General features: G+C 76.6%; 9 protein-coding genes. 3 read left to right on the plus strand and 6 right to left on the minus strand.

Annotation, left to right across the window (positions count from 1 at the left end; translation table 11 throughout):
• Positions 1–92: 92 nt before the first annotated feature.
• Positions 93–1,253, plus strand: coding sequence for an exonuclease SbcCD subunit D (locus tag ACH4SE_RS17440; RefSeq protein WP_398544257.1), 1,161 nt, complete (start codon positions 93–95; stop codon positions 1,251–1,253).
• A complete protein-coding gene (locus ACH4SE_RS17445) occupies positions 1,253–4,717 on the plus strand; it encodes an AAA family ATPase (RefSeq protein WP_398544258.1) in 3,465 nt (1,154 codons plus the stop codon). Before ACH4SE_RS17440 ends, ACH4SE_RS17445 begins: the two co-directional genes overlap by 1 nt.
• Positions 4,718–4,732: 15 nt before the next feature.
• On the opposite strand, the gene ACH4SE_RS17450 is transcribed toward ACH4SE_RS17445, so the two are convergent.
• Positions 4,733–5,179 carry an Lrp/AsnC family transcriptional regulator gene (locus ACH4SE_RS17450; protein WP_398544259.1) on the minus strand — a complete coding sequence of 149 codons (447 nt, stop codon included), beginning with the start codon at positions 5,177–5,179 and terminating at the stop codon, positions 4,733–4,735.
• Between the two features lie 94 nt (positions 5,180–5,273).
• Here ACH4SE_RS17450 and ACH4SE_RS17455 point away from each other — a divergent pair, with 94 nt between their 5' ends.
• The gene (locus tag ACH4SE_RS17455; RefSeq protein ID WP_398544260.1) at positions 5,274–5,798 is read left to right on the plus strand and encodes a rhodanese-like domain-containing protein; all 525 of its coding nucleotides are present in this window, start codon (positions 5,274–5,276) and stop codon (positions 5,796–5,798) included.
• 23 nt (positions 5,799–5,821) lie between these two features.
• On the opposite strand, the gene ACH4SE_RS17460 is transcribed toward ACH4SE_RS17455, so the two are convergent.
• The 5 genes from ACH4SE_RS17460 to ACH4SE_RS17480 form a co-directional block, all read right to left on the minus strand.
• A complete protein-coding gene (locus ACH4SE_RS17460; RefSeq protein WP_398544261.1) occupies positions 5,822–6,346 on the minus strand; it encodes a GNAT family N-acetyltransferase in 525 nt (174 codons plus the stop codon).
• 91 nt (positions 6,347–6,437) lie between these two features.
• The gene (locus ACH4SE_RS17465) at positions 6,438–8,129 is read right to left on the minus strand and encodes a DUF885 domain-containing protein (RefSeq protein ID WP_398544262.1); all 1,692 of its coding nucleotides are present in this window, start codon (positions 8,127–8,129) and stop codon (positions 6,438–6,440) included.
• 148 nt (positions 8,130–8,277) lie between these two features.
• Positions 8,278–9,489, minus strand: coding sequence for a GNAT family N-acetyltransferase (locus ACH4SE_RS17470; RefSeq protein WP_398544263.1), 1,212 nt, complete (start codon positions 9,487–9,489; stop codon positions 8,278–8,280).
• Positions 9,490–9,636: 147 nt separating this feature from the next.
• Positions 9,637–10,194, minus strand: a complete 558-nt coding sequence (locus ACH4SE_RS17475; RefSeq protein ID WP_398544264.1) for a GNAT family N-acetyltransferase — start codon at positions 10,192–10,194, stop codon at positions 9,637–9,639.
• Positions 10,195–10,493: 299 nt separating this feature from the next.
• Complete coding sequence (locus ACH4SE_RS17480) at positions 10,494–11,954, minus strand: NCS2 family permease (protein WP_398544265.1); 1,461 nt, start codon at positions 11,952–11,954, stop codon at positions 10,494–10,496.
• Between the last annotated feature and the right edge of the window lie 216 nt (positions 11,955–12,170).

A 12,170-nucleotide genomic window follows, 5' to 3' on the forward strand; every position in this document is an offset into this window, starting at 1 on the left:
CTGCCGGCCAGCGCCTAGAATCCTGTGATCACTGCGGACACCGGCGGAGGGCGGGGAACGGCAAGCGTGAGCGCGCACGGCGAGGCGGTCCGGTGAGGCTGCTGCACACATCGGACTGGCACCTGGGCCGGTCCTTCCACCGGGTGAGCCTGCTGGACGCCCAGCGGGCCTTCCTCGACCACCTCGTCACCGTCGTCCGCGAGGAGGACGTGGACGCCGTGCTCGTCGCCGGCGACGTCTACGACCGCGCGGTCCCGCCGCTGTCGGCCGTCGAGCTGTACGACCGCGTCCTGCACGCGCTCGCCGACTGCGGCGTGCCCACCGTCATGATCTCCGGCAACCACGACTCCGCACGCCGGCTCGGCGTCGGCGCCGGGCTGCTCGGCCGCTCCGGCATCCACCTGCGCACCGACCCCGCGGCCTGCGACCGGCCCGTACTGCTGCGCGACGCCCACGGCGAGGTCGCCGTCTACGGCATCCCCTACCTCGAACCCGCCCTCGTCCGCGACACCCTGGGCGCCGAGCGCGCCGACCACCCCTCCGTGCTCGCCGCCGCCGCCGGCCGCATCCGCGCCGACCTCGCCACCCGGCCGCCCGGGACCCGCAGCGTCGTGCTCGCCCACGCCTTCGTCACCGGCGCCGCGCCCAGCGACAGCGAACGCGACATCAGCACCGGCGGGGTCGCCTCGGTGCCCGCCGCGCTCTTCGCCGGCTTCGACTACACCGCGCTCGGCCACCTGCACGGCTGCCAGACCGTCACCGACCGCATCCGCTACAGCGGCTCGCCGCTCGCCTACTCCTTCTCCGAGGAGCACCACCGCAAGAGCATGTGGCTCGTCGACCTCGCGGCGGACGGCACCGTCGAGGCCCGCCGCGCCGGCACCCCGGTACCGCGCCGCCTCGCGCGGCTGCGCGGCCGCCTCGACGACCTGCTCGCCGACCCCGCGCACGAGACGCACACCGGGTCCTGGGTCGAGGCCGTCCTCACCGACCCCGTACGCCCCTACGAGCCGATGGCCGCGCTCGCCGAGCGCTTCCCGCACATCCTCAGCCTCGGCTTCGACCCCGACGAGCGCCCGGACGACGGCGCCGCCTCCTACGCCGGCCGCCTCGCCGGGCGCGACGACCACCAGATCGCCGAGGACTTCGTCCACCACGTCCGCGGCAGCGCCCCCGACGCGCACGAGAGCGCGCTGCTGCGCGACGCCCTCGACGCGGTGCGGGCCGCCGCCGCGGCAGCGGAGCGCGACTGATGCGACTGCACCGGCTCACCCTCACCGCCTTCGGCCCCTTCGCCGCCGAGCAGTCCGTCGACTTCGACGCGCTCTCCGCCGCCGGGCTCTTCCTGCTGCACGGCCCCACCGGTGGCGGCAAGACCTCCGTCCTCGACGCGGTCTGCTTCGCGCTGTACGGGCAGGTGCCCGGCGACCGTCCCACCACCCGGCTGCGCAGCGACCACGCCGCCCCCGGCACCCCCACCGAGGTCGTCCTCGACCTCACGCTCGGCGGCCGGCGGCTGGAGATCACCCGCCGGCCCGAGCAGCCGCGCGCCAAGAAACGCGGCACCGGCACGACCACCGAGCGGGCCGTCACCCTGCTGCGCGAGCACCTCGCGGGGGAGTGGCGGGCGCTGTCCAAGTCGCACCAGGAGGCCGGCGAGGAGATCCGGCAGCTCGTCGGGATGAGCTGCGAGCAGTTCTGCCAGGTGGTGCTGCTGCCCCAGGGGCAGTTCGCGACCTTCCTGCGGGCCGGGGCGACCGAACGGGGCGCGCTGCTCGGCCGGCTCTTCGACACCCGGCGCTTCCGTTCCGTCGAACACCGGCTGCGCGACGACAAGCTGGCGGCCGCGGGGCGCCTCGCCGAGGGGGACCGGCGCACCGCGGAGACCGCCGCCCGCCTGCGGCAGGCGGCCGGCGAGACAGGGCCCGGAACCGGTCTCGGGCTGCTCGCCGACGCCGCCCTGCTGCGCTGCGCCGCCCGCGAGCAGCACGACATCGCACGCGTCGCCCTCGCGGGCGCCGAGGCCGTCCACGCCGCCGCAGCCGCCGCCGCCCGGCAGGCCCGCGAACTGCACGCCCTCCGGCAGCGCCACGAGCAGGCCGTACGGCACGCGGACGCCCTCGCCGGCGAGGCCCCCGCGCGGGCCGCCGCGCGCGCCGCCCTGACCCGTGCCCAGCGCGCCACCACGGTCGAGGCCGCGCTGACCCGCCGTGACAAGGCCGCCGCCCAGCACGCCGAGGCCCTGGCCGCGGAGCGGGCCGCGGCGCAGGCCCTGGCCGCCGCCGGGGACCTGGGCCTTGCCGTGCCGTCCCAGCCGGCGGGCAACGCCGCCGGGCGGGTGGGCGTGCCGTCCGGTGCCCCGGCGGGGGAGCCGGACGGGGGAAGCGCCGCGCGGGCGCCGCGCCCGGGGGCGGGCGCCCGGGACACCGGCGGGACGGGCGTGCCGGACCCGGCGGCAGAGAGCGGGGACACGGGCGTGGCGCCGTCCGGCGGGGTGGTGGCGGCGGCGGGGCCGGGAGCCGGGGGCTTCCGGGGTGCGGTAGTGCCCAGCGCCAGGGAGGAGGCGGCGGGCGCCGCAGGACCCGGGGCGCGGGACGGACTGCGCGCCGAGGTGCTGGAGCGGCGCGCGGGGGAGCTGCGCGAGGTGCTGGGCGGGCTCGGCGCGGCCGCGGAGGCGGAGGCACGGGTACGGGACCTCGCCGCCCGGCGGCAGCTGCTGGAGCGCGAGGAGCGGGACGACGAGGAGGCGCTGCGCGACGCCGGCGGGTGGCTCGCCGGGTGGCCGCGGGAACGGGCCGCCCTCCAGGCGCGGCTGGACGCGGGCCAGGAGGCGGCGGCCCGTGCCGCCGCGCTCGCCGCCGAGCTGACCGCGGCCGGGCAGCGCCGGGACGCCGCCGCCCGCCGCGACACGCTCGCCGCCGAGCTGGACACCGCCGAGCAGGCGGCCCGCGCGGCCCGCGACCGCGCCGCCGACGCGCGCGAGGCCTGGCAGGACCTCCGGGAGAGCCGCATCTCCGGCATCGCCGCCGAACTCGCCGCCGGTCTCACCGAGGGGGAGCCCTGCCGCGTCTGCGGCTCCGCCGAGCACCCCGCGCCCGCCCGGGCCGCGGGCCGGCACGTCACGCGCGCCGACGAGGACGCCGCCTACGCCCTCTTCCAGCGCCGCACCGCCGCGTACGACACAGCACGCGAGGAGGCCGCCCGGCTGGGCGCGGCCCTGGAGGCGGCCGCCGCGACAGCCGGTCCCGCCCCCCACGCCGAACTCGCCGCCGCCTACGCGCAGGCGCACACCGCGCACGCGGACGCCGCCCGCGCCGCCGCCGGGGTCCCCGAGGCCCGGGCGGCCCTCACCCGCGCCGAGGAGGAGCGCGACCGGCGCACCGCCCAGCAGCAGGAGGCCCAGCGCCGCGCCGCGGCCCGCACCTCCCGGCGCGAGGAACTGGACGAGCAGCACGAACGGTTGAGCGGCGAGGTCGCCAGGGCGCGGGCGGGGCACCCGAGTGTCGCCGCCCGCCGCGGGCGGCTGTCGGCGGCCGTCGCCCTCCTCGACCGCGCGGCCCACGCCGCCCGGGCCCGCGTCGAGAGCGCGGAACGCCTCGCCGAGGCGGAATCCGCACGCGCCGAGGCCGCCGTCCGGGCCGGCTTCCGCGACCCCGCCGAGGCCGCCGCCGCCCTCCTCCCGCCCCCGCAGCTGTGGGCGGCCGAACGCCGGGCCGAGGCCTGGGACCGCGAGGAGGCCGCGGCGCAGGCGGCCGTGGAGGCGGCGGCGCAGGCCCTCACCGCCGCCGTCGGAGCCCTGCGCGGCCCGGCCGGCGCGGGCGCCGCCGGCGCGGATCCCGGAGGGCCGCAGGCCACCGAGGCCGCCGCCGTAGCGGCGTCCGGGCTGCCGGGCGGTGGCGCTGCGGATCCTCCCGGGCCGGACGGCGTGCGGGAGCCGCAGGCCACCGAGGCCGGGCGCGGCCCCGCCGGCGCCGCGTCCGCCGCCGCTCTCCTCGCCGTCCTGCCCGACCCCGTCTCCGCGGAGGCCGAGCTGGAGGACGCGGGGCTGCGGCTGCGGCGGGCGGCGGCCGCCGAGTCCGCCGCCGGTGCGCGGTGCGCGGAACTCGACCGGCTGGGGCGGGAGGCCGCGGCGCTGGTGCGGGAGCTGGCGCCGGCCCGGGCCGCGTACGAGCGGCTGGCGCGGCTGTCGGAGCTGGTCTCCGCCACCTCCGCCGAGAACCGCTTCCGGATGGAGCTGGAGACGTACGTGCTGGCCGCGCGGCTCGAACAGGTCGCCGCGGCGGCCGGGGTGCGGCTGCAGCGCATGTCCGGCGGGCGCTACACCCTCGTGCACAGCGACGCGCGGGGCGGCGGACGCGCCAAGTCGGGTCTCGGCCTCGTGGTGGTCGACGCCTGGACCGGGACCGAGCGCGACACGGCCACGCTGTCCGGCGGTGAGACCTTCTACGCCTCGCTCGCGCTCGCGCTCGGTCTGGCCGACGTGGTCACCGACGAGGCGGGCGGGATGCGGCTGGACACCCTCTTCATCGACGAGGGCTTCGGCAGCCTCGACGAGCAGGCCCTCGACGAGGTCCTGGACGTGCTGGACGGCCTGCGGGAGCGGGACCGCGCGGTCGGCATCGTGAGCCACGTCGCCGACCTGCGCGACCGCATCCCGGCCCAGCTGCGGGTGAGCAAGGGCCGCGACGGCTCGACGCTGCTCCAGCGCGCCGTCTGAGGGCTCCGGCGGGGTTCACGGCACGAAGGGGCGGCGCTCCAGCGGCGAGGAGTAGACGACGCTCGTGGTGACGGCGCCCAGCCCGGACAGCCGGCCGGTCGTCTCCTCCAGATGGCGCATGGAGCGGGCGGCGACCTTCATCACGAAGCAGTCGTCGCCCGTGACGTGGTGCGCCTCCAGCACCTCCGGCGTGCCGGCGAGGAGGTCGTGGAAGGGCTTGTAGTTGCCGTGCGGGTAGCGCAACCGGACCAGGGCGAGGATCGGCAGCCCGATCCGCTCGGGGTCGATCACCGCCGAGTAGCCGGTGATCACCCCCGCCTCCTCCAGCCGCCGCACCCGCTCGGTTACCGCGCTCGGCGACATCGCGACGGTACGGCCCAGCTCGGCGTAGCTGGCCCTGCCGTCCCGTTGCAGGGCTTCCAGCAGCTTCCAGTCGGTGGCGTCGAGGGAATGCGCGGTCATGCCCGAGGAATATCAGGGGATTCCCCGGTCGATCAAACCGGAAGCCGGGAAACGCCGCTTCTCCGCCGCGCGAGCGGACCGTAGGGTTCCGTCCATGATCGCAGAAACCGCCGCAGAGGCCTCCCTCGCATCCGCCGTGACCAGCCAGAACCCCGTCCTGCGCGTCGCGCCGGCCGCACCCGCGGACGCCGCCGCCCACTTCGCCGCGAGCCTCGCCTTCCACACCGACGTCTCCGACGTCGCCGCGGCGCTCGCCACCGCCGCCGGGACGGGCACGGACCCCGGCTTCGTCCTGGTCGACACCCGCAGCACCGAGGCGTGGGAGCAGGGCCACATCCCCGGCGCCGTCCACCTGCCGACCGCCCAGATCCCGCAGCTGGCCGACGCGTTCCTGGACCGCGCGGTCCCGGTCGTCGTGCACTGCTGGGGACCCGGCTGCAACGGCGCGACCCGGGCCGCGTACGCCCTCGCCACCCGCGGCTACCAGGTCAAGGAGATGCTCGGCGGCATGGAGTACTGGATCAGGGAGGGCTTCGCCTACGAGACCGCCGAGGGGCCCGAGCAGCGCGCCGCGGACCCGCTGACGGCGCCTGTGGGCACCGGCGACTGCGGCTGCTGAGCCCCGGGCGTGGTGACGGGCCGTCAGGCGGGCAGCGTCCGCAGCTCGTACGCCCACAGCTCGCCGCGGTCGGCGACGCGCACGAAGCCGACCCGGCGCAGCACCGCCTGGGAGGCGCTGTTGCCGGGCTCGGTGGTGGCCAGCACCCGGTCCACCCCGGGCTGGCCCAGCGCCCACCGGCACAGCGCCCGCGCCGCGTCGGTCGCCCACCCGCCGCCGCGGCCGGACGCGGACAGGTCGTAGCCGATCTCGACCGACCCCGCGTCCGGCGGCCCGTGGAAGCCCGCACCGCCCAGCGCCGTGCCGTCGGCGGTGCGCTGGATCGCGAAGACGCCCCAGCCGGGGCGGTAGAGCCCCGCGACCGCGGCCGCCACCGTCATCGAGGCCGCGCCCATGGTGCCCTCGCCGGGGGCCCCGTCGATCCACGTCAGCCCGGCGGGCTTGCCCTCGGCCAGTTCCGCGGCGTCCCGCGGCAGCTGCTCGCGGAGCGTCAGCCGGCCGTCGGTCAGCACGAGCCGACCGCCGTCCAGCGAAGCGTGCAGGGTCATCGGCCGTACCGCCTTGTCCGGGGGCGAGGAGAAGTGCCTGGGGCGGTGCCGGCGCCCTGCCCGGGGGCCGGGCGCCGCCACCGCGTGCGCGCTACAGCGCCGAGATCTCCGCGAGCAGGTCGTCCAGGCCCAGCGAGCCCTGCGACAGCGCCGCCATGTGCCACGCCTTCAGGTCGAACGCGTCGCCGTGCGCCTTCCGCGCCGCCTCGCGGCCGAGCAGCCAGGCGCGCTCGCCGAGCTTGTAGCCGATCGCCTGGCCGGGCATGCCCAGGTAGCGGACGATCTCGCTCTCGACGAAGGCCTTCGGCCGTCCGCTGTGCCGGCCGAAGAACTCCTGGCCCAGCTCCGGCGTCCAGCGCTCGCCCGGGTGGAAGGGCGAATCGGCCGGGATCTCCAGCTCGGCGTGCATGCCGATGTCGATGATCACCCGCACCGCGCGCATCATCTGCGCGTCCAGGTAGCCCAGCCGCCGCTCGGGGTCGGACAGGAAGCCCAGCTCGTCCATCAGCCGCTCCGCGTAGAGGGCCCAGCCCTCCGCGTTGGAGCTGACCAGGCCCGCGGTCGCCTGGTAGCGGGACAGGTCGCCCGCGACGTGCGCCCACTGCGCGAGCTGCAGGTGGTGGCCCGGGACGCCCTCGTGGTACCAGGTGGAGACCAGGTCGAAGACCGGGAAGCGGGTGCGGCCCATCGTCGGCAGCCAGGTGCGGCCGGGCCGCGAGAAGTCCTCGGAGGGGGCCGTGTAGTAAGGGGCGGCGGCGCCCCCGGGCGGGGCGATGCGCGCCTCGACCTTCTTGACCCGGTCGGCCAGGTCGAAGTGCGTGCCGTCCAGGCCCTCGATCGCCTCGTCCATCAGCGCCTGGAGCCACTGGCGGACCTCCTCGACCCCCTCGACGGCCTGTCCGTGGGCGTCGAGGTGGGCCAGCACCTCCCACGGGTCCTTGCCCGGCAGGATCTTGGCGGCCTCGGCGACCATCTCGGCGTGCAGCCGGTGGTACTCGGACCAGCCGTACGCGTAGGCCTCGTCCAGATCCAGGTCGGTGCCGTTCCACATGCGCGAGAAGGTCGCGTAGCGCTCGCGGCCCACGGCGTCCGGCGCGCCGGCGACATCCGGCGCGTAGACGTCCCGCAGCCAGTCGCGCAGCGCGGCGTACGCGTCGGTGGCCTCGGCGGCGGCCGCGTCCAGCTCCGCGCGCATCTCGCGCGGACCCCCGGCGACCAGCTCGGCGAACCAGCTGCCGCCGTCGCCGCCCGAGCCCGTCCACTCGCCGAACTGCTCCACCATCGTCGCGACCTGGCGCGGCCCGCCCAGCAGCCCCCGTGACAGGCCCTCGGCGAGCGAGGCCCGGTAGCCCTCCAGCGCGGCCGGTACGGCGCGCAGCCGCGCGGCCAGGTCGGCGAAGTGCTCGGGCGTCTCGGCGGGCATCAGTGTGAAGGCCTCCCGCACCGAGTGCGCGGGGGAGTTGAGGTTGCTCACCGTCCGCAGGTGCTCGTTCGCGGCGTGCACCGCGAGATCCGCCGTCAGCCGCTCGCGCAGCAGCCGCGCGCACCGCCGCTCCACACCGCTGTCCGCCCCGTCCACCGCCTCGGCCGCGGCCAGCCGCTCCAGGGTCCGCCGGTTCAGCGCGGCGAGCCGGTCCGCCCCGGCGGGCGAGAAGTCCGGCAACCGCCGTGCGGCGGCGGCCACACCGAGGTACGTGCCGAGCAGCGGGTCGAGTTCGATGAGATCGTCGACGTACGCGTCGGCGACCGCCCGGGGAAGCGAGGTGCTGGTCAGATTGGACATGCGGCCATCTTCGTACGAACCCCCTGCCGATTACCACCGCCCTCGCTGCCACATGACGGGGCAAACCCCCCGGAGGACCGCAAGATCCGGCGCCCCGCCCCTCCGCGCCCGAAAGTTCGCGCCCCGCCCCGCGGTGCGCCGGGGGGCCTCAGCCCCCCGCCGTGCGGCGCACCGCGCCCCACGGCAGCGACGCCGGCGAGGCGGGGAGGGACGCGGTCACGACGAGCGTGCCGTCCTCGACCTGGTAGTCGAGCGGCAGCCCGAGCTCGCGCATGATGCCCGCCACCCCCGGGTTCGCGGCCCGCGTCACCGCGTAGACGCTGGAGCGCCGCGCCTCCGCCGCGAGTTCGACGAGCCCGCGCAGCAGCGCGCTGCCGATGCCGCGGCGCTGCCAGGCGTCCTCGACGAGCAGCGCGACCTCGTTCTCCTCGCCGTCCCACAGCAGGTGGCCGAGCGCGACCAGGCGCCCGGACGCGGTCTCGACGGCCAGCGACTGGCCGAAGCGCGGGCTGAGCAGGTGCCCGAGGAAGCGGTCGGCGTCCTGCACGGGGCCGTGGTAGCGGCGGGCGAGCGTCGCGGGGGAGCAGCGCGCGTGCATCGCCAGTGCCGCCGCGTGGTCCTCGGGCCCGGCCCGGCGGACGGTCAGCTCGTCTCCCGCGGGGAGGGTGCGCGCCTGCCGGACCCCGGGCGCCCGTACGCCGAGCCGGGCGTCGAGCTCCACCAGCGCGCGGGCGCGGGCGAATTCGGTGGGCGTGAAGGGCGGGTGCGCCCGGCGTACGGTGAGCGTGCCGCCGGACGGGTCGCGCAGCTGCATCATGGCCGGCTCCAGAGCCTCCAGGGGCTCCTCCCCGGCGGCGGCCGGGGCCGCGGTGACGGTGCAGCGTCCGAACAACTGGCGCAGCGCCAGGGGAAGTTCGGCGGGGTCCAGGGCGGTGCGGGTGGCGAGGGCGAGGACCTGCGCCGGGGTGTCGACGAGGTCGTGGGTGTCGGCCCGTTCCAGCCAGGTGTCCGTGCCGCCCCCACCGTCCACCAGCCGCGCCAGCTCGGGACCGGACATGTCGCCGGGAGCGCGCAGCAGGAACTCGTCGACGGTCGCCTCGCCCAGCGGGTGGGTCTGCAGGGTGACGATGTCCACCCGTCCGCCGGCGAGCGCGGCGCACACCGCGGCGAGGCTGCCCGGGGTGTCCCTTACGGTGGTGCGCAGCCGCCACAGCGCGGGTTCGGCGCGGGCCGGCGGCTCGGGGGAGGGGGCCGCCGGTGCGGCCGCGGCGCCCCCGGCGGGGCGGGAGCGGCGGGCGAGCGGCCACAGGCGGAACCGGGTCACGGCTCCGGCCGGCGGCTCGGGAGTCGAATGTGGCATACGCCTAGAATGGCGAAGCCGTGTTGCGCGATCACGAACATGCCGTGACCAGACGGTAAAGGACGGATCTTCTCGGTCAACCGGCCCTTTCCCTTCGTTGCCGCCCGTTGCCGGTACGAAACCGATCGAAGCGGCGGGCCCGTCCGCTCAGGCCGCGGGTCCGTGGACGTGCAGGTGCCCGGGCTGCGGGAACTGCGGGGGATACGGGTCCAGTTCCGCGTGCAGCGCGAAACCGCACTTCACCGCCACCCGGCAGGACGCGGTGTTGTCCACGTCGTGCAGCAGTTCCAGCCGGGCCGGCAGCGGGTCGAGCCCGCCGCCGAGCACCCAGGCGGTGACCGCGCCCACCGCGCGCGGGGCGACACCGCGGCCGCGCGCGGCGGCCGCCGTCCAGTAGCCGATCTCCGCCGAAGCGGCCCCCGCCGTCCGCCGCTTGACGGCGACGTGGCCCAGCAGCCGCCCGTCGTCCTGCGCCACCACGGCGAAGGCGTGTCTCGTACCGGCCTCCCGGCCCGCCGCCTGCGCCTCGATCCAGCGCCGCGCCTCGGCCACGCCGTCGATGCGGGTGGCGAGCCGGCGCCGGAGCGCGGCGTCCCGGTGCGCGAGCGCCAGTGCCTCCGCGTCGGCAGCGGCCCAGGGGCGCAGGTGCAGCGCGGGTTCGCCCTCCGCGGCGAGCACCGCGGGCCCGGCGGGTCCGGTGGTCATCCAGGTCCTCCCTCGCCTCATCCGTCCTGCGGAAATCTACGCGCATCTCCGCGCCGCCCGGCCGCCGGGGCGGTCGCCGCGGCGGAAGGCGGGGAAATGTCCGGCGGCGGGAACTCCGGTGCGATGGCGGGAGTTGTGACAGTACGGGCCGGTGCGCGGCACCGGCCCGGCCAGCTGCCCCGACCGGGCGCCCCCGTCCCGGTCGGGGCACCGCGGCCGCGCGGCGGCTGCCCGCCCCCCTCCGCGGGCGGGCGCCGCGCGGGGCCCCCCTCCCGGAGAGGGCGCCGGAGCGGTGGGCGCTACTTCACGCCCAGCAGCTGCTGGAGCGGGTCGATCGCGAAGTAGAGGACGAAGCACACCGACACGCCCCACACCAGCGGGTGGATCTCCCGCACCTTCCCGAGCGCGAGCTTGATCACGACGTAGGACACGAAGCCCGCCCCGATGCCGTTGGTGATGCTGTAGGTGAAGGGCATCGCGGCGATCGTCAGGAAGGCCGGGATCGCGATGTCGTACTGCGTCCAGTCGATGTTGCGCACCTGCGCCATGAGCAGGAAGCCCACCGCGACGAGCGCGGGCGCCGCCGCCTGCGAGGGCACGACGGCGGCGAGCGGCGCGAGGAAGAGGGCCACCGCAAAGAGCGCGCCCGTCACGACGCTCGCCAGCCCCGTACGCGCCCCCTCCCCGACGCCCGCGGCCGATTCGACGTAGGCGGTGCTGGACGAGGCGGAGGCCGCACCGCCCGCGGCGGCGGCGAGGCCGTCGATGAAGAGCACCCGGCCGATGTTCGGCACCCTGCCGCGCTCGTCGACGAGCCCGGCCTCGCTGGAGATGCCGACGATCGTGCCCATCGCGTCGAAGAAGTCCGAGAGCACCAGCGTGAAGACGAACAGCACGGAGGTGACCACACCGGCCTCGGAGAAGGCGCCGAAGAGGCTGAAGTGGCCGACGAGCCCGAAGTCCGGCGTGTCCACGACGTCGTGCGGCACCTTGGGCGTGGTCAGGCCCCAGGCGCCGTCCGGCAGGTCGGCGATCTTGTTGACGGCGATCGCGACGACGGTCATCACCACGATGCTGATCAGGATCGCGCCCTTGGTGCGCCGCGCGACGAGTGCGACAGTGAGCAGCACCCCGAGGCAGAAGACCAGCACCGGCCAGCCGGTGAGCGATCCGGTCGCGCCGAGCTGCACGGGGACGGTGGTGTGCGCGGCGTCCGGGATGCGGCTGGCGAACCCGGCGTCCACGAAGCCGATGAAGGCGATGAACAGGCCGATGCCGACGCTGATCGCCTGCTTGATCGGCAGCGGGATGGCGTTCATGATCGCCTCGCGCAGCCCGGTGGCGACCAGGGCGCAGATGAGCAGGCCCTCCAGGACCACCAGGCCCATCGCGTCCGGCCAGCTCATCTTCGGCGCGAGCTGGAAGGCGACGACGGCGTTCAGGCCGAGCCCGGCGGCGATGGCGAGCGGCAGGTTGCCGCCGACGCCCATGACCGCCGACATCACCGCGGCCACGAGCGCGGTGGCGGTCACCAGCTGGGCGGTCGACAGATGGTGGCCGAACTTGTCGGTCGCCCCGGACAGGATGATCGGGTTGAGGACCAGGATGTAGGCCATCGTGAAGAAGGTGGCCAGGCCGCCCCGCAACTCCCGCAACGGGGTCGAACCGCGCTCCGATATTCGGAACCAGCGGTCCAGGAAGGCGCCGGCCGGCGGCGGTCCCGGCGGCCGCTCGGCGGTGTCCACGACGGGTCCAGACATGGTGCTCCTCTGCGTGCGAATGGGAGGTGCGGCGTGCGGGGCCGGACGCGCGGGGCGCGCCGGTGGGCGCGGACGCCGCGCGGGACCCACGGATTGTCCCGGGGTACGGGCAGCCGCGGGTTGCCGCGGTGTTACCGGGTATCACCGTCGGGTTTCAGCCATGCTCAGGTCAACACTTGCGGCACATCCGCCCGTTGTACGGGCGTGCGCGGCGCC

The sequence above is a fragment of the Streptomyces sp. NPDC020983 genome, from assembly GCF_044333485.1.
Classification (GTDB): domain Bacteria; phylum Actinomycetota; class Actinomycetes; order Streptomycetales; family Streptomycetaceae; genus Actinacidiphila.

Bases quoted from the DNA above. Each gene is read 5' to 3' on its own strand.
- ACH4SE_RS17475 (WP_398544264.1), bottom strand. From the start codon at position 10,194: ATGACCACCGGACCCGCCGGGCCCGCGGTGCTCGCCGCGGAGGGCGAA.
- ACH4SE_RS17460 (WP_398544261.1), bottom strand. From the start codon at position 6,346: ATGACCCTGCACGCTTCGCTGGACGGCGGTCGGCTCGTGCTGACCGAC.
- ACH4SE_RS17450 (WP_398544259.1), bottom strand. From the start codon at position 5,179: ATGACCGCGCATTCCCTCGACGCCACCGACTGGAAGCTGCTGGAAGCC.
- ACH4SE_RS17455 (WP_398544260.1), top strand. From the start codon at position 5,274: ATGATCGCAGAAACCGCCGCAGAGGCCTCCCTCGCATCCGCCGTGACC.
- ACH4SE_RS17470 (WP_398544263.1), bottom strand. From the start codon at position 9,489: ATGCCACATTCGACTCCCGAGCCGCCGGCCGGAGCCGTGACCCGGTTC.
- ACH4SE_RS17480 (WP_398544265.1), bottom strand. From the start codon at position 11,954: ATGTCTGGACCCGTCGTGGACACCGCCGAGCGGCCGCCGGGACCGCCG.
- ACH4SE_RS17445 (WP_398544258.1), top strand. From the start codon at position 1,253: ATGCGACTGCACCGGCTCACCCTCACCGCCTTCGGCCCCTTCGCCGCC.
- ACH4SE_RS17465 (WP_398544262.1), bottom strand. From the start codon at position 8,129: ATGTCCAATCTGACCAGCACCTCGCTTCCCCGGGCGGTCGCCGACGCG.